Raw genomic sequence first — 26071 nt, forward strand, 5'->3', positions numbered from 1 at the left:
AACCAAGAGCCTCTTCGTTGAGATAGAATCGCAAGATTTTGCGCCGATGAACGGCGCTAAAACTTCTCAAGCTAATGATTCAATTCAACCAGAACAGAATCCCGCCCCAGAAGAAATTTGTTACTGCTCGAACAGTCTCGCAATCTCCACTCTTAAAAATGGGCGTTGTTGCCCTAATTTTGCCTTCTCTTCGTGGCGCTCATTGGGGCAATGCTAGGCAACTCAATGAATGTGCTGAAGTTTTCCAAGGGCATTGTGCACCAAAAGAAAAAGAGCAAACGCCCCTAGCAGAGCCGGAAAATGAGACGGGCAAGGATAAAACAGCGCTTGCTCTGACTAGCCAAAATTACGAGTTAAAGCAGATTCGCGATCGCTTGCCAAGCCCAACGCCCCCCTAGCCCAACCCAACCGCATCGCAATCCCCCGTTATCCCTCCGATGCAACCAGTGCAGCGCGGACAACGTTCTTACCCAGTCGCCAGGCAGCCGACAGCGCCCTTCACTTTATCGAGAGCTAGAGTATCGCAGCCCCAGCCCAAAATTGCCCAGCCAGTTAGACAATCCTTTGGCGTTCCCGCAATCGATGCCAACAGCTGCAAGCTATGCCGTTCATGTTGATCCCGCACAGCAATGGCTTCTCGCTGCAAACGCTGGCAGTTTCAGGTTCAGTCGATGAATCAGAAAGCGAGAAACCCATCAAGACTAATGGAATTGAAGGAGGTACGGGAGGAGCTACACAAGTCGCCCAGAACACTAGCATTAATTACAACGCTCTTCGCGTACTCGTTGGCAGCACCGCAGAGGGCAGACTAGAAACGCCGATCGCCTGGGGCACTGGTGACGCGGGCAACCAGAATTACTTGGTGAAACTAACAAAACCCTTAAAAGCCTCAGATGGTAGCGACGTGCTGCCCGTAGGTGCTTATCTAGTTGTTCAACTAGCACAGTCCAATGGTTCGGGTTTCGCCAAACTACGCGGCGTTTCAGTATTGGTCAATATAAACGGCGATACGCAAGAGAAACCGCTACCACCAAACTGTTTTGATTATGGCTAAAAACGGCAGTTTCTTAAAAAGCAGAGTCCCGTAAAGGTAGCAACCTGGGTAACAATTTCATTTCTGCGATTGTCGCGGAGTTGCCAAGGCAGCAGAAATACAAAATCGCCCACAAGTCAAACCAGTACTAACTCAAACGGATTTTCCACGCTTTCAACCACCAAACGACGACAAAAACCTACCTGCTGCTTTTGGTGAAGGCGCTTTTAATAGCATTCTTGAAAATATCAAAAGCTCAAACGTCGCGCGTTCTCAGCAGTTAAGTGGCAAAGAAGAAGTGTTCGTGATCGATGCTGGCAAGTCAGTTCAAATATTCGTTAATCAAACAATATCGCTTTAGTCAATTCGCAATTCGCAATTAACACCCCACGGATGAATACGCTTCCTCTGAATATTGATACTACGTGTTTTATCTTTCCTGTTAAGAGTTAAGAGTTCCCTGTAAAAATGTTAAATAAACTCGCTATTGTTACAACCCTCTTAATAGTTACTGCCTCAAGTGCGGCAGCAATGCCCGTGCGGACGGTTTACGAGAACGATGCAAACTCCAACGCTATCGAATTAAAGGTGTGGAAGGGTTACGGATTAACTATTAATTTGATGTCTACAGGGGAAACTATCAAGCAAGTTTGGATCGGCGATCCCAGTCGCTTCGCCTTTACTTCAAATGGTGCTTTATGCCAGTCATCAGGCAACGATTCTGACTGCACAGGAGGCAAAGCGACTGTAATTTTCCTTCGCCAGATTGACCCGATCAAGTTTCCTGTTACCTCTAGCAGCAATGGAAGCACTCAAATTACATTACTTACCAATGAAAATCTTTATCAATTTAAGATAGTTCCCGCTAGTGGCAACCCAGCTTACACGAGCTTAGTGATTAAATCTGACTCAGCTCGTCCATTGCCAATTAGCCGTCCGCGAACGCCACTTCCCCTAACAGTTGAAAAAACCGCAATCAGTGCCGCCAGTAGTCCAGCAGCCTTCGCCGCCACGACCACAAAACAATAACAGTACAAAAGTCTCAGCCTGTTGCCTTAATGCGCCCCAATCCTGGGACTACACTAAATGGTGCGATTCAGAGAAACGATGCTAATGCTCTCGCTTTTGGGCTGGCAGAAGCTGGGCGCAAAGGTCAGGTTCGACCCGGATCTACCATCTGGAACAGGTGCAAGATGCTATCAAGCTATTGCGGCGTGGCAAGACAAGAGATGAGGCAGTTTCGCTTTCTCAGGTCGATAAAACCACTTTTGATCAATTACTTGAATGGGGCGATTGTGAGTGATTTCTTAAGATATATTCGTGAAGACCTAACCACTTTTTGTATTCGCGTAGGTTTGAAAGTGAAAGAAAAATGTCCCGATTACTCCAATAAAAATGATGAAATCTAAACTCTTTCTACTGACTGCAATAGCTTCTTTCGTTCCGCTTTCCGCCTCAGTCGCACAGACACCGACAATCAATTATTCGTATGGCTTGTACAAAACTGCTGCTCCCGATTGGTCAAAATTACATGGGAAACGCTCCCGCCGATTCAGCAACCAGGATTTTTAAAGATACCTAAAAACCTGATTCGATTTTTGGCTACGACCCCTCGCGCTCTGGACAGCAGGGCAAAAAGTAGACTTGTTGTGATGTTGGGCGTGCAGATGATGCTTTTAAGATGTCTGCCTTGAGCTTAAAGGCCATTGGGACGGTGGCTTTGCCACTAGAGCCACAACCACCAAACCCACCCTCAAAGACTTTGGATTAATGCAATGGCAAACGCCCAAAACCTTGGTCAAGGCGATGCCTGAATTAAGCAATTTGAGCCTATCAGAAGTTCCCCATTAGCCGAACTATTCTCCAAGAATGGCGGCGGCGCACTATTTCTCAGGCTATCAGTTCAAATCCTCAAGCCGCAGATTTGACGCTAGATAAGATTGATCTAAGTAAGTATTCTCTTAATTCATTCCTGGATTGACCAAAACTCGCTAGGAAAGTTGAATCATGGCGCAAGCTTATGTGAATCAAATTCCTAAACTAAGTCAAGTGCCCTTTGATAAATGCCTCAGCCTATTAGCTCTGGGATAGACGTTGTGGGTATCGCGTCGGTTGTACTTGGGACGGCTGAAAAAGGCGATGCAAAGGCAGGTAACAATTACTTTGTATCTGGCAGTGTTGTCAGAGGCGATCGCACTTTAACAGTCGCTTGTCCTCCCGGCAAGGAATGCTCATACCTAGAAATGGGTGATTTTGCTGGTTCTGAAGGTAGCTTGTATGGCAAGCGCTGGGCTTCTGGCTCATCCCAACAAGTCAAGGGTGGTTATGGAATTCTAGCCGCCGTGAATGGGGGCAAGGAACCCACGGGGCGGTTGGTTTATGGTAGTGGATTCAAGGTAGCGCTGACTGGAGTTAATGAATCCCTTGGAACCGCAGACTTTGGCTTGTTCTTTAGGATCTGTGCGCGACCGCATTTCAGCAGAAAACTTGCACCCCTTACTTCATTGGGCCAGTTCCCTGGTTGCCCGTGAGTGAGAATGATTTGGTTATCGTGGGGACGGGACGATGACAGGGACTCCTAAGACTATTGTTAAGCCAAATCAATTTATTCCCGCAGGACTTGAATCAGCGCTGTTTTCTCCCGCAGGTTTAGGGGTACTCGTTTGTGGTGCGGTGATCGTAATCGCCAAAATCATCGATAGTAGGGGGGGGAAAGCCAAGCTAGCGACCGCGCGGTGGGGCGGGATAAGAGAAAAACAGCGGCTCGTCAATTGGCGTGTAAACAAATTCAGCAACGCTTGCATAACCGAGTATCGCTGTATGTGGGAACTCCCAAGAATATAACGAGCGAGGTTATTAATGGTGTCCGTAGAACTTGCATCCCTGAAGATTCAACAACCCTTTATTTTCCAGAGGCACAGCGAGGCATCCTAGTTTGTGGTGGCCCAGGGAGTGGAAAGTCATTTTCAATGATTAATCCCCTGATTCGCTCTGTAATTGATCAGGGCTTACCTCTGGCTTTATATGATTTCAAATACGCCTCCCAGGAATCAGCTGATTCTCCATCTAAAGGGCAAGCTCCAATACTTGCAGGGTATGCGATAGAACGCGGTTATCAGGTTACTGTGCTTGCCCCAGGCTTTGCAGAATCAGCAGTTGCCAACCCTATAGACTTTCTTCGCAGTAATGAAGACTCAGAAATGGCACGGCAGCTTGCGATTACACTCAATCGCAATTTCCAACTCGGTGATAAAGATTCTGGAAATAGCTTCTTTACCAACGCTGGCGATCAGTTAGTCCAAGCCGTCTTTATGCTGGCAAAGGGCACAGAGTATCCAGATATCATGATGTGCCAAGCGATACTAGGATTGCCAAAGTTAGTTAAGCGCATTGAGCAAGCAGAAAATCTAAACTTCATGGTTAGAGAGGCTTTCGCACAGTTTGTATCTGTTGCAGGGTCGCCAGAAACAGCAGCTAGTATTGTGGGTACAGCTAGCGGATTGTTCAGCCGCTTCATGGTTCCCTCGGCATTAGCAGCATTCTGTGGAAAAACTAATATTCCACTGGATTTGAAGGGACGGCAGATGGTGATTTTCGGGATGAACAAAGAGAAGCGTGATGTAATTGCCCCTTTGCTTGTCTCGATTCTGCATCTATTAGTTAGCCGGAATGTGGCTAACAAACGTACTTGTCCAATGGTTTTGGGGATTGATGAATTACCGACATTATATTTACCAGCACTGGTTGATTGGCTGAATCAGAACGCGAGGATGGACTAATTTCTATCTTAGGTTTACAAAATCTCTCAATGCTGATTGAATCTTATGGTGAAAACACAACTAATGCCATCTTTGGTGGTTGTGCTACCAAAGCATTCTTTAATCCCCAAGATGATGTCGCCGCCGAACGATTTAGTAAGTTTTTAGGTGAAGAAGAAATTAAATACAAGCAACGTTCTCGCTCATCAGGAGGCAAGGGTGGTGCAAGTATTTCTAATTCTGACCAAAACAGTACTCGCAAGTTATTTGATGTCAATCAATTTAACACCTTACCATCGGGAAAAGCAGTAATTATTAGTCCCGGATTTCGTTCTCGTGGTCAAATAAGTTTGCCAATATTGCAATCAATTAAGATTCCTCAGCATGAAATCCAATCGGAAGCTGACAGTGTGAAAGCTTGGTACGAGTTTCAAAAGTTCTTATCTAAAGAGTCTACTCTCTTAACTCCAGCAGATGAAGAAATGAAAATTCGCCGAGCCTCAGCGATAAAATTGTTACCTTTGATAGAAAATCAAGAGCAATTATCAGAATATGCAAGTCTGATTTAAGCAAATATTATCTGGAATCAAATTAAAGCTAAAAATCTGAAGGAGAAAATTCATGTCGCCAAGTAAGTTTTATCCGTTCTCTGATTATGACAGAAAACAAATTGCTAAACTCCCTCCTGATATAGCAGCCCTAGCAGATAAATATCCAAGCGAGATTTTAAACACTGCTGATAGTTGGGATAACTTGCCTTTTGATGCTAACTATTTTCCTGAGTGCCTTGAAGTCTATAGCGGCGATGCAGATGATGCCAACATTTTTGTATTAAATGGTGTTTTGAAAGATTATGTCCCGGCTGATGTTGAAAAAAATACATCATCGATAACAGTGATGATTGACGGAGAATTTGCTTACATTGAAGTTGAAGGGAGACAGGTTCTTAATAAACTCGGTGGCATAGTTTTGCCAGAAGTAGCGATTAATCCCGATGTGTTAATTCAGTCAATTCTCAAAGGTGAAAAGAATGATTGATGATGGTGAAGCTAAAGAGATTAAGCGAGATTATCTAGAAATTTTAGAATCTCTCCTCAAACTCATCCATGCGAAGGCTAAAGAAAAAGGATTAGATCCCAGCAATGATGTTCATATTTACTCTAGCTCTAGCAAAGTTTATCAAGGAACATTGGGAGAATCCCCTCTAAAAACTTATTAACACCAACGATAGTAGAGAACTTAAAAAAAGCTCTGTCTGACCCGAAAAATTCTCAAGGTGCAATTTCTATTAAAATTGGTAATGAAAAAGTATTCCATATTAAAAATGGAGAAGTACTGACTGACAAATTAGGTTTAGCTCCCCATCACAGCCAAATAAAGTTGTCAGTAATGAGCGAATCTACAGTGTAGAAGCTTTAGGAAAACAAGTGCAAGTATTGCAGAAAAAACTAAGCGAACAACAAAAACTTGTAGATAGTATCAAATCAGAACAGCTTTCACCCGAATCTTTATCACAACTAGCTGCTCAAGTTGCCGAAATGGGTAAATCTTTGGAGAAACAACAGCAGTTGATTGAAAACACCCAAAAAGTGTTGTCCCAGGTGAATGAACGTTCTTTACCACAAGTTCAAAATACGGTTCTTCAAAACTGGGTGGGTACGGTTGAGAACAAGGTAAAACAAACTGCCAAGAATGTTTTTGAGTGGGTTAAAGATGCGCTAACACCTGAAGTAACCAAGCTCAGAAAGGAAATTGCTTCGCTCAAATCTCAAGTTAATCAACAGGTTACTAGCCTCAAGGATGAAGTCAAATATCAGACTGACAGTGTAAGAAATGAACTCAATCAACAAGTCAATAATTTAACAGCCGAGTTACGTACACAGGTAGACGGTGTTAAAAACACTGTTGATCAAAGCCTTATGGGTGTCAAGTCAGCTATTGACAATACTCGAACTGAACTACGGGCTGCTGTTGAGGATGTTAAAGGTCAAGCAATTGAACAGAGTGTCAAAGCAATGCTGAATATCTTGGGCAAAGATAACCCTGATGGTTCTAAGAGTTTTAAAAGTACAAATTTTGATTTTGAACGTCTTGGCGATAATGTAATTGTTCGTGCCAAAAACGGCGAGACTGTTCTCACTGATGGAGTTTTATCGCCTAACGTTTCAGAGCAACAGTTACAGGCACTTGATAAGGTTCAATCTGTTGTTGATATGCATCATCAAATTCAGCAGGATTCTCAACAAGAATCACAATTTAGAAATATGCACAGGTAAGCCATGATCAAAGGGGAGCAATGCCCGCATTTCTCACAAGCTGCTTTGCGTATAAGTAATAAGTAATGAGTAATAAGTAATAAGTTAAGAATTTTATTCATTACTTCTTTAAGCAATAAGCAATAAGTAATAAGTAATGAGTAATAAGTTAAGAATTTTACTCCTTACTCATTACTCCTTGCTCACTACTCATTACTCCTCCATTCGAGGTGTGGTGAGAAATCCGGGAATGGTGTTCCATGATCAAAGGGGAGCGTAAAAATGATACTAATCCTAATCATTGGTTTGTTGTTTGCACTGGGTGGAATGATTTTTCTAGCTTGGCTGTTTGTTTTATTTCCACCTTCAATACCAAAGTCAAAGTATCGCTCCCAAGGTTTTAAGCAATCGCCATTACCACCTAAGAGTACAAAATCGTCTGACATTTCATCTCAAAATTTTGTACGACAAAGCCCAGCATCAACGCAAAAGACTCTCTTAGCTAAAAACTTTAACAAGCCTGTACGACAAAGCTCAGTACCAACGCAAAAGACTCTCTTAGCTAAAAATTTTAAAAAGCAATTACTACCAAGCCCAGCGCGAACAGCAAGGGTTAGATTACCTAAAAATCTTAAGAAACACTTGAACAATATTGAGTACGCTAGTCAAGTATTACTTGAGCTTCGTAGCATAACTCAATTAGCCAAATTGCCAGTAGTAATCGCTACGCTACGCAGGATATCGCCTTATGTTTTTGAAGAATTGGTACTCACTTGTTGCTTTGAACAGGGCTGGCAAATCCAACGCAACTTTCGGTACACCGGTGACGGCGGGATAGATGGTCGCGTGTTGATTTTGGGAAAGCTTTATGTAATCCAGGTTAAGCGTTACGCTGATTACATTAGCCCAGAACACATCAAAGATTTCCTGTGCTGTATTGAAGGAGAAGGAGCTAATGGTGGATTCTTCGTGCATACTGGCATAACTGGACAGTTATCAAAACAATTGATTCGTCGCTCCGACAAAATAATCTTAGTGAGCGGTCAGAAACTAGTAAATTTTGTCTTAGGTAAGCAGTTAAAAATAGTGGGAATAACAATACCAGTTAAAACAGTGAACAGTTATCAGTAAACAACTAACCTATGAATGAATGAATGAATGAATGGAAATATCTGATACCTGATAATTGATAACTGATAAGTTAGCGTCGAAACTGTAGATGCTCCCCGTTATCATCTGATTGTTGAGGGTTTATTTTCAATCTCTTCAGAATCGATGGTTTGTCATCTCTAATCAGTTGCCTAACGATGTTCATTTTCTCCTCAAAAGTCAATACTTTTGCATCAGTTGTAACACTCGTAAATAACTCGCTGACCTTTGCTCCTGTTACCTTTTCACCTTTGACATATTTTCCTACTTCCATAACTACTTCTGCCAATCTTTTAATATCTAAACCCTGAATCATCTGTTTGAGATGCAACTTTAATTCTGCTAGTAATGTTTTAGCTAAGGTTGATTCAGTAGCTGATTGCTCAACAGAGTTAGAGGTGGATAAAATAGCTCTCTTCTCTGCATGAGATTGCAACTCAGCCGTAACCGCTTCATCAAAGTCATTGAATGTAGTCTTAGATGCAACAAGTTGTTGATGAGATTGAGAAAGTTGTTCTGTCAATCCTAATACTGCTTGGTTTAAAGCAGACTCGACAGATGATTGCTCAATATAATCAGAGATTGACAGAATGGCTTTCTTCTCTGCATGAGATTGTAACTCTTGAGTCAAGGCTGTTTCAAAGTCATTGAATGTAGTCTTAGATGCAAGAAGTTGTTGACGAGATTGAGAAAGTTGCTCTGTCAATCCTAATACTGCTTGGTTTAAAGCAGACTCGATAGCTGATTGCTCAACATAATCAGAGATTGACAGAATGGCTTTGTTTTGTGCATGAGATTGCAACTCAGCCGTCAATGCTGTTTCAAACTCATTGAATGTACTTTTAGCAGCAACAAGTTGTTGATGAGATTGAGAAAGTTGTTCTGTCAATCCTAATACTGCTTGGTTTAAAGCAGACTCAATAGCTGATTGCTCAACATAATCAGAGATTGACAGAATGGCTTTGTTTTGTGCATGAGATTGCAACTCAGCCGTAACCGCTTCATCAAAGTCATTAAATACAGTTTGAGCTTCAACTAACTGCTGATGAGATCGAGAAAGTTGCTCTGTTAAGCTTAATATTGTTTGGGTTAAAGCAGACTCGACAGCTGATTGCTCAATATAATCAGAGATTGACAGAATGGCTTTCTTCTCTGTATGAGATTGTAACTCTTGAGTCAAGGCTGTTTCAAAATCACTGAATGTACTTTTAGCAGTAACAAGTTGTTGATGAGATTGAGAAAGTTGCTCTGTCAATCCTAATACTGCTTGGTTTAAAGCAGACTCGATAGCTGATTGCTCAATATAATCAGAGATTGATAAAATAGCTCCTTTTTCTGCATGAGATTTTAACTCTTGAGTCAAGGCTGTTTCAAAGTCATTGAATGTACTTTTAGCAGCAACAAGTTGTTGATGAGATTGAGAAAGTTGTTTTGTTAACCCTAATACTGCTTGGTTTAAAGCAGACTCGATAGCTGATTGCTCAATATAATCAGAGATTGATAAAATAGCTCCTTTTTCTGCATGAGATTTTAACTCTTGAGTCAAGGCTGTTTCAAAGTCATTGAATGTACTTTTAGATGCAAGAAGTTGTTGATGAGATTGAGAAAGTTGCTCTGTCAATCCTAATACTGATTGGTTTAAAGCAGACTCGATAGCTGATTGCTCAACATAATCAGAGATTGATAAAATAGCTCCTTTTTCTGCATGAGGTTTTAACTCTTGAGTCAAGGCTGTTTCAAAGTCATTGAATGTAGTCTTAGATGCAAGAAGTTGTTGATGAGATTGAGAAAGTTGCTCTGTCAATCCTAATACTGATTGGGTTAAAGCAGACTCGATAGCTGATTGCTCAATATAATCAGAGATTGATAAAATAGCCCTCTTTTCTGCATGGGATTGCAACTCAGCTGTCAATACTTCCTCAAAGTCATTAAATGCAGTTTGATATTCAACTAACTGCTGATGAGATCGAGAAAGTTGCTCTGTTAATCCTAATACTGTTTGGGCTAAAGTAGATTCAATACTTGATTGCTCAATATAATCAAAAATTGACAAAATAGCTCTCTTTTCTGCATGGGATTGCAACTCAGCCGTCAATGCTGTTTCAAACTCATTGAATGTACTTTTAGCATTAACAACTTGTTGATGAGATTGAGAAAGTTGTTCTGTCAATCCTAATACTGCTTGGGTTAAAGCAGACTCGATAGCTGATTGCTCAACATAATCAGAGATTGACAGAATAGCTTTATTTTCTGCATAAGATTGCAACTCAGCCGTCAATGCTGTTTCAAACTCATTGAATGTACTTTTAGCAATGACAAGTTGTTGATGAGATTGAGAAAGTTGTTCTGTTAGCCCTAATATTGTTTGGGTTAAAGCAGACTCGACAGCTGATTGCTCAATATAATCAGAGATTGTATTTAAGAGTTGTCTGGTGGCTGGTTGTGAAGAATGGACATAATTTGCTTCTCTATTAAAAATTGTTGAATCTTGTCCGTTAATTTGTCTTGAGAGTTTCTCTGTTCGTTGACCTCGAAGCCCATCATCTGTAGAGCTTTGGTTAATTCCTGCAATATCGTCTCCATGCTCGAAGACTTTTTCGAGTTCAGCATCTCGGTTAATTGCTGCAAGAAGTTCGACTGATTCGCGCTCATTTCGATTAGGTTCTCGGCTTGGCTCGTTTCTAAGAACTCGATTTTCTGGGTCAATTGCTGGCTGTTGGTTTGTAACTGCTCGATTTTCTGGGTCAATTGCTCTATCTTCTCGGTTAGGAACTGTATCTGAGTTAGGTTGTTGTCGTTGGTTAAAGTCATGGGTTTGTACCTGTGGTTTATTTTGTAAAAGATAGGGAACAGGCAATGGGGAACAGGCAACAGTTTTTTCTATTTCCTCTTCCCTGTGTGTTGGTAAGAGATCCAATTTGTCATTCCCTGTTGCCCGTTCCCTGTTGCCTGTTCCCTCAAGTTGTATAGAACGTTGTTCTGGTATCGGCTTACGCAAAGGTGGAAAAGCCGCAGTCTTTGAATGCTGATTCTGCTGTTGCCAGTCCCGAAAGGTTGGAGCAAGATGACTCAATTTCTCGTAAGCGAGTGGCCCACTTGCGACTATGAAATCATCAACACCTTTAGAAGGCCCTGGCAAGCTGACAACTTTTACTCTTGCTCCAGCTTCTTGTAACAATCTTCCAGTCACGGAAATATCTCGCTCGATATGGAGCTTAGTTTCAGGCTTGGTTTCGTAGTCAAAGCAGAACTTGAAAACTCTCCCTGGTGTGGCGAAAACCGCTAATTCCTCATGTAGGTAAGACTTACCGATTTTTTTACCAAACTCATCTTTGGGAGTTCGGTATCCCGATGAAATCCCAGGTAGCCCAATGGCAGCATGACCCTGACTCAACAGACTGGCTGCTTTTTTCGCGCCTTCTGCTAGAGCACAGGGGATATTATGTTTCCAGACACAGTACCAAAATCCTGACTGGCGATCGCGATCACTGGGTTCACCTTGTGTTTGGAGTAAATGCGTTCGGCAATATCGTCAGGGACATCTAGCAAGAAGATACTTAATTCAACTTTTGGGGATGCTCATATTTAATGAATTTCCCTTCAATTATTTGCCCAGACTCATCTTTTTTGGGTCTTGGTTGATTTGGCTTGTAGCATCCCCATCGTTTAATCGGCGGTTTCTCACCTGGCTTTAAGTTAGCAAATGTTCGCGCATCAACTCCAGCATCACACCACCATCCACCAGCATCAAGATGCGAATATGCCCTTATAAAACCATCTGTTAGCCGTCCTGTATTTGTTCGATTCAGTTTTTCGCTGACCATGAGCCGTTCCCAGGCTTCATGCTCACCACCTGCATAGTTAAACTGAAGACTCTCAAAGTTCAACGCTGTAATATCGGGATGAATAGCACTATTTTCAAACTCCTGCCAATCCTTTGGTTCAATAAAATTGGGAATGTCTTCAGTATGATATGGTGTCCAAAACGCTTCTGTGGGGACAGGAGATTTCAGTACTGGCTTAGAGAAAACCGATTCAACAGTATTATAATTTGGTGTCTCTTTCAAGACGGGCAAGACTTTCGGTACTTTTATTGATGAATCATGGCTTGTTGTTCGGCTAGATGCAACTGATTTCACAATTGGCCCGACATTTGGAGTAGATACTGTCGTCTCTTGTTTTAGTACTGGCTTCTCAAAAGGGGCACTTATATTTATAGTTATTGCTTGGTGCTGCTTGAAAGTCGATTTCTGAATTTGTTTTCGTAGCAATTCCAAAGCATTCTCTTTGGCTTTCGACTGTTGCGCCAACTCTACCAATCGCGTTGGATCTTCGGTGTAAATTTTAATTCATGCCTTGCACGGCTGGCAGCAACATAAAAACTTTCCTGTCCAATAGTGAAATCTGCCGAAATTAACACCCGATCCGCAGTTTTCCCCTGACTACTATATGTTGTACTCACAAGGGCATAGTCTAAGTTTTGCGCCTGTGCCAAACTAATGGATTCAGTACGCTCATCAGCATATTTAATCTGGACGATATTCAGGTCGATCGCTGTTACAGTAAATTCCTGCCCGTTGCGTCGTCCCAATTGCCGATCGTTTTTCTTCCATTGCAAGCGATCGCCCACAGCAATTTCAATCTGGTGACTCTGATAAACTGTTTTCTCAAAAGCCGTGTCTACCTGCAAAATCTGACGTTCATCACTTATAAGGGTCAACTTATCAGTAGTTCGACCTACCACTTCATATAATTTGCCTTTAGAAAGCCCCCGGCGTTTGTAATCCCGTGTGGGCATGATCACATCACCAATTTCAAAGTTATGGGCAAACCGCATCTGTACTTTTGTCAGATTTTTGGTTTGCAATTGGGTGATGGTTGCAGTTTCTCCCAAAGTTCCTTCACCCTTGAGCTTCGAGCGAATCGCTTGGGTAAGGGCAAGTCTTTCTGTATTTGTTCCAGCTAACACAAGAGTTTTGAGTCGCTGCTCTGGTGTCCCTACTATATAATCATTGGCGATCTGCTCTATTTTGGAAAAACTATCTATAGAAAGTATGGAACCGTTGGCTTCTAGTCGTTCAAAACCAGCTTCAATCCTGCCATCAGCAATTAAATCTACTGCTAATTTAGTTGAGGGTCTTTTTGGCGCAACGATTCATTGAGGTGTGCGGTTTTAATTCCTGCTTGCTGCAAGGATTTGAAGGGATTACCTGCTGATACTGCTGACAACTGCCGAGTGTCACCGACTAAAATCACCCTAGCTTTAAGTAAGGTTGCTCTTTGTAGGAGTGCATGGGCATCCTTAGCACTGAGTAAACCCGCTTCGTCCACAATCCAGATTTGATTTGGTTCAATCTGTGGTGGTGGTTCCGAAACCAGTAATCGAGCAACAGTCTCAGACTGAATTTTTAACTCTTCGCTCAAAACCTTAGCAGCAGAGGAACTAGGGGCGAAGCCAATAATAGTGTAGCCGGCATCCCTTGCGATCGCTTTGAGTTCTTTAAGAGCAAAAGTTTTCCCAGCACCAGCTACTCCCTGCCATGCAATGAATTGGTCAGATGTAGTTGCAGCTAATTCTACCGCTTCCCGTTGCCCTTTGTTCAGTAAAGTATTCTCCAAAAGGCTTTCAACTACTTCCGGGTGCGAAATTGGGTTAACGTTGCCTTGTGTCTGCTGCATTAACTCTATTGTCGCCAACTCCCGCCGGACTGCTGTCATCGTTGTAAATTGATGAGTTAAACCTGGCAAGCCGATTAACTCCTGGTGGGATTTTATCAATGGCTCAATGGCTGTTACATCAGTGGCTAAACGTTCTTCTAGGACGAATTTTTCTAAGTCTTCCTGGGTAAATGCTACATTCCTTTCTGAGCAGTGAGCGATCGCTAAATTCAAAACGTGACTCAAATTCAAATCATTGGCTGGTACATTCTCCCAAGCTTCCCCAGGTTTGACAAAGGTAATTCCTAGCGCCGCTGCTTCTTCAACCCAGTAAGCTTTTAACTCTGACTCTGGTAACTTTTCCTTACGCTGGCGGGTATCATCCCAAATTTTTTCACGTTCGGCCCAAGTCGAATTAGCACCAGATGAGGCGATGATTTGCTGTCGCCGCTTAGAAAATGCCTCTAAATCCTCGAATTTAAACCCTTTTATATCAAACTGCCCATGTAAACGAAGCTCTGTCTCGTAGCCAAGCTTCTGCACCTCACGCGCCAGAGAGCTTTGGTATGCCATCCCCAAGAATTTCTTATTGGCGAATATTTCATTATTGCCCAAACTCAACCACCTACCATCTGGAGTTTGGGTCATGTTCATCAGCAAACAATGGGTGTGCAGATGTGGGTCTAAATCCCGACTTTCGATGTGATCGAACTGCGCGACGACCAAGTTACCAGTCTTAACCCTATGTCTCTTGTTATCGTCTGTCACTCTGGTATAGGCGTAACGCTGCTCTATTAGCTCCAGGGTTTCTTTTAGCGCCTGATGATGGGCATCGATTAACCGTGTATCCCCACCCACCAATGCCATCAAGCTTACACTTTTGGGCGCAGAAAATGTACAGTCTAATGCGGCTCTGCGTTCTCCTTTCCCCTTTTCTTTGACTACTCTGGCATTCAATACCTCACGACCATCAGGCGTAAGCCCCTCAATGATATTTTTAAAAGCGTCTTCGTCATCGACTGCCCCTGACAACCCCAACTTTTTAGCACCTTGACCATTCCAAAGCGACTTTCCTTGGTGATAGTAATTCTTGATGAAGTAGTTCACCGCCATCTCTGAGGACACGTTAGCCGCTGTTAGCATGGCTCACCTCTGTTATGGGGTTTACAAAAGTTAATCCTTGTTCTATTCCATCTGTTAGTGCGGCCTACTCTCGTCAAGAAATTCTGATTATTTTCTCTTATTGCAAGATAATCACCCTTGCAATAAGTATTGAAGTCAAAATCAATCCCCGTCATCAAACTTCGTAGTGCTTGATGACGAATGAAAATTTTTTCGTGAGACTTTGACCAAAACAAAATTTTATTTCCCCAACTCTCCTGTCATTTAATATAGCAAAAAATCGAGCATTCTTTCCGCCAAATATGGCGTACTGTGCGTCAGAAAAAGATGGATTGTATGGTTTGTGGTTGTTTCAGCTAATTACTAGATAATTGGGATAATCCTTGAAAAAATTGGGAATTATTAGGAAGTACTAGGAAGTCTTGGGAAGTCTTAGGAATTGTTGGAAAATATTAAGCTAATGAGAATTTGGTGACTAGATGATGTTGAATAGTTGAAAAGGTAAGAAATGAATTGGAGATTTGGGAGATATTGTTTAGATATTGGGAGATGTTGAATGTAATTGGTGAAAATTGGGAATTGAGAGATTTTGTGGAGATTTTCTATCAGATGCACGAATTTATGAAAAGTCAAAGAGTATTGCTAAAACTGTAATCTTTCTTTGTAAATGTGGAAAAAATCACGGTTTGGGCGGTTGATTTTGAGAGTAATTATCAATTAAATAGACAAAAAAAGGGTCAAAAACAGGGAGAATTTTTCTTGTGGATTTAATGTTGAGTCTTGATCCGGGAACTTCAATGACGAAGATGGTTTATCGTGTTCTCTCGGAGATTTCGTACAAGTCAGAATTGCTGTGTATGGAACCAGAGTTAATTAAGATTTCCAAAGACTCGCTGGATTTATATGAGTCTGGGCAAATGAATCGGCCCAATCCAGAGAATGAAGCGTGGATAGAGTACAACGAAGAATATTATGCGGTTGGGTTTTTGGCACAAAAGTATTTTGAAGCGCGAATCAATTTTTTAGAACTCAAGTATGAGAACGCGATTCCAAAAACTTTGGCAGCAGTGGGGGCAATAGCGATTAGAGATTCTTTGAAGGCAAACTTTGATTTATCATTGGGACTGCTATTGCCTTATGGGGAGTGGGAAGATAGAGAGAGATTGGAGAGGGGTTTAACTAAGGCACTGTCTAGCTTTAGCTTTCGAGGGAAACAATTTTGTATAAATTTGATTAACTTTCAGTGCTTGCCCGAAGGTGGTGGACTGATATTGACGCGAAGTAAAAAACTTGGGACAGATTTTAATAAAGTGAACATTGCTGTGGTGATGGTGGGTTTTCGGGATATATCAGCCGTAATCTTTGAGCGTGGTATCTCAACTGGAAAGACGGAAGGATTGGGCTTGGCGTGGATGCTGGAGAGAATCAAAAGCCGAACATCAGGGCAAAACTTACATGATTTGTTAAAGGCTGTTCATCTATCAGGCCCGACATTGAAACCGAGATACTGCAAACCTTTGGCTCGGAGCAAGAAGTCTGATTTTAAGGTTGAGGAGATAGCACAAATTATTGAAGTGGCTGACTTATCTCGTAAAGAATACTGGGAAAGGGTATCCACTTGGCTCAAAATTAATATTCCTGCCCATATTGAGCAAGTAATTATTGGTGGTGGAACGTCGGAATATTTAGGCTCGGAGTTGAAAAATTTGTTTACTCATACCGACATTTCATGGGCAGCAGAATTATCTGAGGATGTGCGTTTAGCTTTTAACCTGCCGATTAAAAAAGATGCCTTGTGCTTGCGTTTCACTGATGTATATGGATTGTTTCGTTACCAACACGCTATGTCATCCATTTCAAACCATCGTGCGTCATAGTACTGCAAGGCAGAATTAAAAATTCACGCATTCAAAAAGGTATACATCGTAAGCGTTTTATTGATTTGCGATCGGTGGTTTATTTACGCCGTGTTGTACTAGCAATTTGCTTTGTTAAAGGAATATTAGAATGTTTTCAGATGTTGAGTTTCGCTTACGAAGTAGAGTTAAGGCTGATAGTTCCGAAGCGATGGTCATTAAGTATCTAAATTCCCGGAATACTCTTTATCCTGCTAAGGATATGGCGATGATTGCTATTAGCAGCTATTGGCTTCCTTTAGCTTATCAAGCTGTGGATCAATCAGTGGATTTAGAGCCACACATTCGTGCTTGTCTTTACCGCCTTCAACTCCACTCTTCATATCTGATGGGACTGCTGGGAGAAATCCCCTCTCAAGGAACGCCGATGATTGCAGTAGCCTCTAATCAATCACAGCCACTACAACTAATACAATCATCACCATTACCAATATCCAGGACTTCAGTCAAAGAACCATTACAAATAGCCAGAACTCCCGTACCAGAAGAATTGGAGTCGGAAACTGACTGGTTAAATCCTTTTTAGGACTGACCAAAGAAGCAGGGGAGCAGGGGGAAGGGGGCAGGGGGAAAGGTAGTGGAATTACCAAGCTTTGAAGGGTTTTAGCAGCCCTAAATTTATTTACGCCCACTCCCAATTATCATCTGGTGAATTAACGCAAATATGTCGTTTCAGGCTTTTTAAATAGGAGTGCATGATTATGTATCAACCACCAGAACTTTTTAACGACCTTTCAACATCAGAAATTAGCCGGACTTTACGCTTGAGTGGCATACCTGAAAAAGAGTTATATACAGAGGATGATGCAGACCGTTTTCGTGAATGTCGCACCTTAATTGAGCAGGGTGGAACTGACGAGGACGTGATGGCCCTATTATCACCAGTCGTTGACGTTGTGCTGTCAGAAACTCAGGATAATTCTTTACCTGAAATCAAGAATGGGCGGAAAAAGTCTGGGAAAAAAGCAACTAAATCCTTAGATATAACTGAATTACTAAGTCTTGCTCGTGAACAAGGCTTTAAGCTTACCCTGACTACAGCTTTAAAGATTTTCGCTGATTGCGGACTAAAAGAACAAGATGAATATACTTTAGAGGAATCCGAGCGTTTTCTCGCTGCCTGTAACTTACGACATCAGGGAAAAACAGAAATTGAGATCGCAGCAAACTTTGGAGCAGGTGTTTTGGATGCAGCAGATATCGAACTAAGCCTTGAAGAAACTGAACGACTCATACAAGATTCTGGCGATTTACTTTTTGGGGAAATGCTGCGAGAGAAAGCTGGACAACACGCTGCCATTGCCCCAGGTTTGTACTTGAAATATTTAGCACAAGAACTAGCTTCAGAAAGTTCTCAACAGAATTGGCGTTCCTTACTTGAAATGATTAAAGCTCGTGCCGTGGGAAAGCCTCAACCCCAATTTACTTTGAAGGTGCAAACCCTACAGCTACAGCAGCCCTTGAACAGTTTGCCGCCGAACTCAGAGAATGGTTCGACTTCCGACTAGAACAGGAACGACAAACTATTGAGATTCAGGCACTAAAAGCCTCTGATGCCAAAGCCACCCGATTAGCTGCCACAAACTCGAAAACCTGCAAGCTTGGAACGAAGCTCAGGAGTCACGAAAAAAACTCCGCAAACAACGCTCTGAACAATGCAAATCTAACCTATTTTGGTTTGGTCAGTGGATTGGTTCGGGTCGGTCTGGGATTTTCTTTTTCATCTGTGGCGTTTTGATTTCTACAACTGCTACAGCCGTGGCAATCATTAATCTACCAACTTTCTTGTCTTGTCCTAATAGCAAAAGTCTCTGTTATCAGGTATATCAAATGCGATTCCACAATCAAAGTGTGATTCTTCCGGGACAAGCAAAGGATATCGTTGCTGAGTATGAACGTAATAAGAGCAAATCTAAACGACGCAAGTAATTAAGTTTTTGGGAAAGAGAAACTGTCTGTTTTGGTTTTCCCTATCTTTGGAACAGCATCAATAGTTTGATATAGGAATGAAGTTATGAACGACCTAAAAGAAATTAAACTTTGGGACGATTGGGATGATATCAATTTATCAACTCCAGAACGTCGCATTGAACGCTTAGAAATTCTGCTGTGCCAAAAAGTCCACAAAGGCGAGGACATATCTGAATGTCTGCAAGTTTTAGAGTACTTGAAAAATCGCACGACTCAGCAAAAGTTAGAGTCTGTTTTCTTTAAGCGAGTTCAGTCTCAACTGACTTCCAACTTGTGGCAAATAATTGGTCAGGCTACCTTAATCTTTTTAGTCGCTATTCCTTGCTGTTTTGCGACGTATAAAATAGCTACTTCATCAATATCTAATAATTCTTCGTCGGAATTATCTCTTAGCAAACAATTATCAAAAAACACCCTACCACACATTAAAAAACATCATAGATAAACACAGTTACAGTGCGGTATATTTACTGCACTGCGATTACTGACTATGATACTCCATCAGCAATCTCTAAAATCTTTCAAGTCAACGGAGTAAAAAGGCAGTTTATAAATATTTACTTTCATGCCCAAGGTGAAGCGATCCCTTTCTTTCATATAATCAAGTAAAATCACTGTATTTGATGGATAAAAACTTTCTTTACAGCGTAACTCACCTACTTTAATAAGAGGTGTCTTTGTCGAAAGGCAAGCTGTCAACATCCTCAAAGTTACGCAGGTCTTGCTCCATCTGCTGACGACGTTGGACGTATGTTCTGCTATCTTCAATCCTTCCTCTCATTAACCATGCACCAAAGTTGATGCCTTGTTCTACGTGTGAGGCAGACATTTCATTATAATCATCAATCTCTATTTTCTTACGCCACTCAAGCTGTTCGAGGGCACTTTCACTGATGCCAATTTGACGAGCATATTCTACATATTCAGGTCTGAGAGAACCATCTGGGTTAAATTCTTTTTTTTCTTGTTCAGTGAAGAAATCGTAGGCTGTGTAGATTGGCCACGGCTCTGGATCAGTTTCGTCCAAGTGCTTCCACTCGTCGTATCTTGCTTTCAGTCTAGAGGCATAATCATCAATTGCCTCGTTACTCATTCCTACAGATAACATTTCTTGTCGAGCTTCATTTTTCAAGCTGCCATCTGGATGGAACTCTTTCTTGTGCATATTTATCCAACGCTTAATCCTTGACATAAAAACCTCTCAAAAATTTAGTTAATGTTCATCAAATTTTAAATCTTATGACTTTGGAATTGAAGCATTTTGAGCCTCGTTTAAATCAGTGGATCTATACAGACGATAACCAAACGAACTCTCAATCAATTCTAACTGAAAAGCTCAATAATACTTTACTGGAATTCTACTTTCCTGATAAAGAATTTTCCTTTGGACACTCAGATGAATACAGCACTGCTGAAGAATTAAAGAATCATCCAAATGGACAGATTTTATTGCTATCTTCTAAGACTCGCTTACTTTATGGAGATAAAGAATGCTTAGAAGTTATCCCAAAAATTTGTCCCGATAGTAAAGACCGTGGGGCTTATGGTTCGATTTTTCTAGGGAGTTGTAAAAATGCAATTCATGAACAATTAAATATTCTGGTAGTGGATGATTCTACTGAAAAGGCTGGTGAAAATGGAGGGATATTATCGAATGATTTGGCATATAAACTAGTTGGCGATTGTTATGGGCAGATTTCAACCCAACTCTATGACAAAGTAACCTTAAGAGAATCTCAACCAGATAAAAGCTATCGTGTAATTCAGCATCGATTTGGTTGGGTGGATGGAGTTGGAGAAGATACTACTAAATATCGTTTTGGCAAAGGAACACTCCGACCATACAGATTAGACGAAATCAAATATGCAGATCCAAATAACAAACCAAAAATAGACATAATTCTCCCCGTAAGCAGTTTTAAGGGAACAGACAAGGATAGACCCAAAGGGCCTACTAAACCGCAGATTCAACCAGGATTATATCAGCAAAATATTTGGTTAGCTGAAAAAGGGCAATCTCAGCAAGGTCAGATGTCTATCTCCCAACTGCTGGCATCTTTCCCCCAAGGGATTAAAGATTTTGCCGAGTCACTAGAGGTACAAGCTCAAAGATTAGCTTCTATTCAAGATGACCCTAGAATTGTTGCTGCTTACTATTGTGAAAGATACGAAAAACGTAAAGAATCATTGAGCCAAAATAAATTAAAAACAGGAGAAGTCACAAATCAAGAAATAGATGTTAAAAACTTAGGGAGAAATGATGACTTAGATGTAGATCAGGACTTAGATGACGAGAGTACTAAAGATGACTTGTTCATGTACAAACTCATTAAAGCCGATTTACTAGGGCATCAGCAGCTTTTAGAAACTGAGAAGGTTAAACAGGAATTAAGTCGGTTTGTACAAAGTGAGTGGCGAGATATTGCTGTTGGGAAAACGCTTACTTTTGACCGAGGAATGATTATTCCCTCTAAGGAACTCAAAAATGGTGAAATCTGTGTCCCTTGGCTGAAGCTTGGAGAAAAAGTTCTTAACTTTCGCTCTCCTTTCCTCAACTCTAATGGATTGTGTGTCTCTACTAATAAACATATTGAAGACAGTGTTGCGCCAGATGGGAAATCTTTGCAAGGAATAATTGTAGTCAACGATGAAGACCACAAACGTATACTTGCTAGGATTGAGGCGCTAGAAACTCAAGGCATTGAACACAACGAAGTTAATCCCCTCGAAACCGAATCAGAACGCCAAGCGCGAGACTATGATGGTGACTGCATTGGTGTGGCAAAAGCTAGCTTATATCCCAACTTAACGGCAGAGGCAGAGCGAAGAAACCTTCCTCAAAACGCCTATTCGCCCACGGTTAAGCTCAAAAAACAATCATTTTATGATCCCAGCGATGGAACCCAACCTGACTTTGAACAAATCGCTATTCACATGAGTGATAGCATCAGCGTGGGTATAATCAACAATCAAGTGACGGCACTGGAAGCATTAGAATCGGAAATTGAGGTACTAAACACTTATGGTACTTTAGAACAAAAATCAGAATATTTAGAGCAAGTATCTAGCCATTATCAAAGTTTACTTGAACAGGAATATGACCAGAAGCCCAAACCAATTAGAGCAGAGTACAAACCTTTCATGCAATCTGTGGTAGCTCTAGTAGAGAATCCTAACAGAACTCCAGAGATTATTCAGCAGGCGATGGATGTTAACCGCCTGATGTACCGAGAAATGATTGGTGAGGGGTGTTATCAAAACCAAATAGCAGTTGATTTATTCAAAAGTGCAAAAAAACCTGAAATGGATAAAATCCGGGAGAACAGCCGCTACTTGTATCGTGATGTTAATTATATTAAAGATAAAAAGTCGCGTTCAGCTTATTTAAACTCTGGTATTACTCCCACTGGTTACTCCCCTGTAGAATTATTAATTAATCAAACTAACAAATATTTCCAAGAATCACAGTTAGAATCGCGCCCCATCGTCCAGTTTAAAGACTTATTCAAAGGAGTAGAATTTACACCACAGCAAAAATTTGCAGCGATCGCCGCGAAGTACGAGTTCGATCTGAAATTCAATGCTGCGGTTCGTGCCTCAAGGCGGCGAGAAACAGAGTCTGGCCCTAGCGCAGTTGTTCAAACAAATTCAGGAACGCAACTCGAAATTACCAACCTCACCCGCTACGGGCATCCCCTAATCTGGAAAGCCCAGACACTTAATATTCGCCTAGATGAGATTAAATTCACAAACAGTGAACGCCCCCATAAATTATTAGCAGTTGCACAGATAGATGGCGAGGTTGGGCCAGATGGAAAACCCACTTACCGCAACCTGGGGACAGTTAGCCAACAATCGCAAGCAGATTACAATCTCAAGGCGGGGATGACCATGCAGGGAGCTAAACTCCTAGAACTAAAACCAGAACTTACTAGAAGCCAAACTAAACTACTCTTTGCCTTGGCAAATGATGCATCTGAAGCATTTTACGCTTCTATCCCAGAGTCAGAAAAACTTGCATCTGCTGCCGCCGCTTGGAACATCTGTGCATCCCGCCAGGATGAACTCGAAGTTGCAAGAAAAGAAAACGCAAACCCCCAGGCGATCGCCAAAAAAGTTTCCAATTTCGCCTTCGCTGCTTTCCCAACTGAGATTATTTCTCGCTTAGATAAGTTGCAATTTACTGAACCGAAGTTAGTCACATTAAATAATGAAGCGAATCAATTTTTGGGTCGAGACTGGAACGCTCATGAAAAACATCCTATAGAAATCAGGGCTAGCCACCACCCACCGGGACATGAACGCCACGTTTCCAGACTAATGTTTGTCCAGGATGCTGACGGCGAATATAAGGAATTCGCCATGCTCGAAACCAGAACTGCACTGCTTCCCATTGGTACGAAAGCGCTCTCTTGTATGGTTGGGGTAGAACCTGCCACTGCCAAAGCAACTATTGGACTACCAGGAAACGAGCCGGTTGAAATTACTATCCGCGAACTCAAGAACTTCTCTTATGCAGGACTTGTTTTTAACGCCGAACCGGTCAACTTGGAATTTGGCACTGTGCCGGTGACTGACAAAACAGTAAAAATCAAAATTGATGCTTTGACCCTGGGTGAGTTAGACAGTGATTCTGCCCAACAGTTAAAAGAAATTAATTATCTCAAAAATGGTAATCCTCTAAAGTTAAAACTTACTTCTATCTCCGAAACTGGAGATCAAGCTTTTGTCCTGGGTGAGTCTCCCAATGGAAATCTCCTCAAAATTAATAAAATTAACTTCTATGATTTTTCTGGTCAGACATTCAATGATCAAGATTACCGAAAACTGACTATCGAAACCTCAGCTTCTAAAACTAGAGATGCTGTATTTTTGAATGGTGAACCCCTGGGAGTATTGCACTTCAAAAAAGACAAAGACGCACTCAGACAACTTGGATTGCTCAAAACCGGAAAACTTACACTCGCGCCTGCAATCGTTGAAAGTAATTTTTCTGTGATTTGCGCTCAAATTGACCCTAATACCGTTGAATATCCCCAGAAGTGGACGAAGGAATTTCAGGCTTTTGGGACTCAATCGGTTAATTCTGAACAACAAGAGATGATTGAGAGTAGTGCGAATATTCTACATCAGATTAAAGAGCGTCCTACTTTCTTATTTTCGACAGAATCAAACAAAAAACTTGGAGTCATGGGCTTGGCTGTTGACAACCAGAAAGTTGATACTGTAACTAAATGGTTAACTGCTCAAAAAGTTGAATGGCAGCAAGTACCAATGGAAGATGTTATCAGGGAAACTAAAAAAGGTCTAGCGGTATTTAACTTGGTTGATAGCTCCATTCCTGCCAAAACTTTAGAGAGCATGGCCAAGAAATTTGGGGCTGTGATTGAAACGGATAGTGAGTATCAACAAAGGGTTAATTCCCTCGCCACACGACCACAGTTTTTAAAACCACCAGAACAAACAGCGCAATCTCCGCCTCAACAAAGCGCTCAATTCCACCCAAACCAAGAGGTTCAAAATATCGCTCCTCCTGTCATCAAAGGCAAACCGATTCCGATGAACTACCCTTTAATGATGCATGGTGACACCAATCCAATACCAGTAAACACTTGTATTGATGCGATCAGAGGATATGGTCGAACTCACACTACTAGAGCTTATGAGCCTTACAAACAGTATGGATTTAAGGAGGGCGATATTGCTCTGGCGACAGGCATTGGTAAGCAAGTCGCCTTTAGAGTCGGTAAGCAGTATCAAATCACACCTAATATGATTGCTGACCCCGTTTATCAACAGCAATGGGCTGACATGGAAAAGCACTCACCCAAAGCATTACCAGAATTGTTCAAGGGCAAAGGGCAGGTCTGGGGACTACATCTAGAGCCATTGGGGGATTATGTGGACGGGAAAATAGTCCCGTTTCCTGAACCACAAGACAGAGCCGCACCCAACCAAGAAGTCAAACCTCAATCAGTTACTATTGATGACTTGAGAAATTGGTATAATGCCGCAGATAAATTAGGGAAGTCGGAAAATTACAAAAAACGCATTGTAGAAGTGGCAAATGGGTTTAAAGCTGGTGAGCAATTATTAGCCCAAGTGTTGACAGTAATGAATAAAGATACATTTGAGCTTGAAGCCATCAGTCGGCTGACTCAAATTGCTCAAAGGATTGGCATGGTTTGGGGTAAGTCTAATGAAAATGGCACTCAAGTCCAAGGAAAGATTTATGACTTAGCTTTCAATACCCAGCAGAGAGATTTAACTATTTCGCAGAAAAATGGGGAGGTAGTTTTAAACTTACAATCTGGTCAGGTGCAGACTAATAAACTAACTCCACAGATATTGCAAACTTTTGAGGATGCGAATAGTCAGATAGATAAAATTTTAGCGCAAAATAAAAGTCAAGGACTAGAAATACACAGATAAATTAACTTAGTCGGTCAAAGATCCGAGTTGATGAATATTTCAGCAATTATAAATCACAATAGAAAATATGTGGTGAAATTAATGGAAGAGATTGATGTAGAACAAGGTCAACTGTGGTATGAAAAAGGATTGGAACATTTCAAATCAGGAAACTTATCTGGAGTAATGGAGTGCTTCAGAAATGCACTTTATTTCTATCCTAATTTTGCGGAAGTTCACAATACTATAGGAATGATTCAGTTTCAAATCGAAAAATATGAAGGTACGATTCAACTTTTTGATAACGCATTAGCAATGAATCCTAACTTTGCTGAAGCTTATAATAATCGGGGACTAGCTCGATCAAAAATCTGTCATAAATCAGAATTCCCCAAGGTGATTGAAGATTACACTAAAGCCATCGCCCTGAATCCAAATTTAGTCCAAGCTTATTTAAATCGGGCTGATACGTATAAAAATCTAACTGGTGATAATCCAGCAGCTATCTTAGATTACAATCAAGTAATTTTACTTGACCCAAACTGTTTATCAGCCTATATAAATAGGGCGAATATTTATTTTTTATGTGGGGAATTAGAAAGTTCACTCTCTGATTTAGAAAAGGCATTATCTCTAGATGCTGATTGTGCAGAAGCATACTGTGGACGAGGGACAGTCAGATTCCATCTGGGCAATATTGAGGCGCTAAAAAAGATTTATTTAAAGCGTTCGATTTATATGAGGCGCGAGGGAATATGATTTACTGTGCTTTTACTCGAAGTTTGATTATGGAGCTTT

Annotated in this window: 24 protein-coding genes; 18 read left to right on the top strand and 6 right to left on the bottom strand. The window is 41.4% G+C overall.

What is annotated here, in order from left to right; genetic code table 11:
* The 12 genes from GTQ43_RS39840 to GTQ43_RS39895 all read left to right on the top strand — a co-directional run.
* The coding region (locus GTQ43_RS39840; RefSeq protein WP_265278149.1) for a hypothetical protein at window positions 1–217 on the top strand (217 nt) is incomplete at its 5' end.
* Window positions 180–398: a hypothetical protein gene (locus GTQ43_RS39845; RefSeq protein ID WP_265278150.1), complete on the top strand. Its 219-nt coding sequence runs from the start codon at window positions 180–182 to the stop codon at window positions 396–398. The genes GTQ43_RS39840 and GTQ43_RS39845, both read left to right, overlap by 38 nt.
* Before the next feature lie 212 nt (window positions 399–610).
* A complete protein-coding gene (locus tag GTQ43_RS39850) occupies window positions 611–1054 on the top strand; it encodes a hypothetical protein (protein WP_265278151.1) in 444 nt (147 codons plus the stop codon).
* A gap of 447 nt (window positions 1055–1501) precedes the next feature.
* Window positions 1502–2062, top strand: coding sequence for a hypothetical protein (locus tag GTQ43_RS39855; protein ID WP_265278152.1), 561 nt, complete (start codon window positions 1502–1504; stop codon window positions 2060–2062).
* Between the two features lie 29 nt (window positions 2063–2091).
* Complete coding sequence (locus GTQ43_RS39860; protein ID WP_265278153.1) at window positions 2092–2442, top strand: hypothetical protein; 351 nt, start codon at window positions 2092–2094, stop codon at window positions 2440–2442.
* 654 nt (window positions 2443–3096) lie between these two features.
* On the top strand, window positions 3097–3564 hold the full coding sequence (locus tag GTQ43_RS39865) for a hypothetical protein (protein WP_265278155.1): 468 nt from the start codon (window positions 3097–3099) through the stop codon (window positions 3562–3564).
* A 240-nt stretch (window positions 3565–3804) separates the two neighbouring features.
* Complete coding sequence (locus GTQ43_RS39870; protein WP_265278156.1) at window positions 3805–4812, top strand: type IV secretory system conjugative DNA transfer family protein; 1008 nt, start codon at window positions 3805–3807, stop codon at window positions 4810–4812.
* A complete protein-coding gene (locus GTQ43_RS39875) occupies window positions 4782–5360 on the top strand; it encodes a TraM recognition domain-containing protein (RefSeq protein WP_265278157.1) in 579 nt (192 codons plus the stop codon). Before GTQ43_RS39870 ends, GTQ43_RS39875 begins: the two co-directional genes overlap by 31 nt.
* A gap of 52 nt (window positions 5361–5412) precedes the next feature.
* Window positions 5413–5829, top strand: coding sequence for a hypothetical protein (locus GTQ43_RS39880; RefSeq protein WP_265278158.1), 417 nt, complete (start codon window positions 5413–5415; stop codon window positions 5827–5829).
* Window positions 5822–6010 carry a hypothetical protein gene (locus tag GTQ43_RS39885; protein ID WP_265278159.1) on the top strand — a complete coding sequence of 63 codons (189 nt, stop codon included), beginning with the start codon at window positions 5822–5824 and terminating at the stop codon, window positions 6008–6010. The genes GTQ43_RS39880 and GTQ43_RS39885 overlap by 8 nt, the downstream gene beginning before the upstream one ends.
* Before the next feature lie 217 nt (window positions 6011–6227).
* A complete protein-coding gene (locus GTQ43_RS39890) occupies window positions 6228–7067 on the top strand; it encodes a hypothetical protein (RefSeq protein WP_265276882.1) in 840 nt (279 codons plus the stop codon).
* A 261-nt stretch (window positions 7068–7328) separates the two neighbouring features.
* Window positions 7329–8177: a restriction endonuclease gene (locus GTQ43_RS39895; RefSeq protein WP_265278161.1), complete on the top strand. Its 849-nt coding sequence runs from the start codon at window positions 7329–7331 to the stop codon at window positions 8175–8177.
* A 70-nt stretch (window positions 8178–8247) separates the two neighbouring features.
* Here the strand turns inward: GTQ43_RS39895 and GTQ43_RS39900 are convergent, their stop codons facing one another.
* The 4 genes from GTQ43_RS39900 to mobF form a co-directional block, all read right to left on the bottom strand.
* A complete protein-coding gene (locus GTQ43_RS39900; RefSeq protein WP_265278193.1) occupies window positions 8248–11634 on the bottom strand; it encodes a DUF3854 domain-containing protein in 3387 nt (1128 codons plus the stop codon).
* Window positions 11635–11752: 118 nt separating this feature from the next.
* Entirely contained in the window at window positions 11753–12514 is a 762-nt protein-coding gene (locus GTQ43_RS39905) for a hypothetical protein (RefSeq protein ID WP_265278162.1), read from the bottom strand.
* Complete coding sequence (locus GTQ43_RS39910) at window positions 12508–13164, bottom strand: hypothetical protein (RefSeq protein ID WP_265278163.1); 657 nt, start codon at window positions 13162–13164, stop codon at window positions 12508–12510. The genes GTQ43_RS39905 and GTQ43_RS39910 overlap by 7 nt, the downstream gene beginning before the upstream one ends.
* Window positions 13165–13316: 152 nt before the next feature.
* A complete protein-coding gene (gene mobF, locus GTQ43_RS39915) occupies window positions 13317–14996 on the bottom strand; it encodes a MobF family relaxase (protein ID WP_265278164.1) in 1680 nt (559 codons plus the stop codon).
* A gap of 749 nt (window positions 14997–15745) precedes the next feature.
* Here mobF and GTQ43_RS39920 point away from each other — a divergent pair.
* The 3 genes from GTQ43_RS39920 (at window position 15746) to GTQ43_RS39930 (ending at window position 18399) form a co-directional block, all read left to right on the top strand.
* On the top strand, window positions 15746–16852 hold the full coding sequence (locus GTQ43_RS39920; protein WP_265278194.1) for a ParM/StbA family protein: 1107 nt from the start codon (window positions 15746–15748) through the stop codon (window positions 16850–16852).
* A 130-nt stretch (window positions 16853–16982) separates the two neighbouring features.
* Window positions 16983–17417 carry a hypothetical protein gene (locus tag GTQ43_RS39925; protein ID WP_265278165.1) on the top strand — a complete coding sequence of 145 codons (435 nt, stop codon included), beginning with the start codon at window positions 16983–16985 and terminating at the stop codon, window positions 17415–17417.
* A gap of 175 nt (window positions 17418–17592) precedes the next feature.
* Window positions 17593–18399, top strand: a complete 807-nt coding sequence (locus GTQ43_RS39930; RefSeq protein ID WP_265278166.1) for a hypothetical protein — start codon at window positions 17593–17595, stop codon at window positions 18397–18399.
* 174 nt (window positions 18400–18573) lie between these two features.
* Here the strand turns inward: GTQ43_RS39930 and GTQ43_RS39935 are convergent, their stop codons facing one another.
* Window positions 18574–18696: a hypothetical protein gene (locus GTQ43_RS39935; protein WP_265278167.1), complete on the bottom strand. Its 123-nt coding sequence runs from the start codon at window positions 18694–18696 to the stop codon at window positions 18574–18576.
* A 209-nt stretch (window positions 18697–18905) separates the two neighbouring features.
* Between GTQ43_RS39935 and GTQ43_RS39940 the strand changes: the two genes are divergently transcribed.
* A complete protein-coding gene (locus tag GTQ43_RS39940) occupies window positions 18906–19307 on the top strand; it encodes a hypothetical protein (RefSeq protein ID WP_265278168.1) in 402 nt (133 codons plus the stop codon).
* Between the two features lie 216 nt (window positions 19308–19523).
* On the opposite strand, the gene GTQ43_RS39945 is transcribed toward GTQ43_RS39940, so the two are convergent.
* Window positions 19524–20054 (bottom strand): hypothetical protein, encoded by a 531-nt coding sequence (locus GTQ43_RS39945; protein ID WP_265278169.1) that lies wholly within the window; start codon window positions 20052–20054, stop codon window positions 19524–19526.
* A gap of 47 nt (window positions 20055–20101) precedes the next feature.
* Here GTQ43_RS39945 and GTQ43_RS39950 point away from each other — a divergent pair, with 47 nt between their 5' ends.
* Both GTQ43_RS39950 and GTQ43_RS39955 read left to right on the top strand, forming a co-directional pair.
* Complete coding sequence (locus GTQ43_RS39950; RefSeq protein ID WP_265278170.1) at window positions 20102–25294, top strand: hypothetical protein; 5193 nt, start codon at window positions 20102–20104, stop codon at window positions 25292–25294.
* 30 nt (window positions 25295–25324) lie between these two features.
* A complete protein-coding gene (locus GTQ43_RS39955; protein ID WP_265278171.1) occupies window positions 25325–26032 on the top strand; it encodes a tetratricopeptide repeat protein in 708 nt (235 codons plus the stop codon).
* The last annotated feature ends 39 nt before the right edge of the window (window positions 26033–26071 follow it).

Origin of the sequence: Nostoc sp. KVJ3 (assembly GCF_026127265.1) — a bacterium.
Lineage (GTDB): Bacteria > Cyanobacteriota > Cyanobacteriia > Cyanobacteriales > Nostocaceae > Nostoc.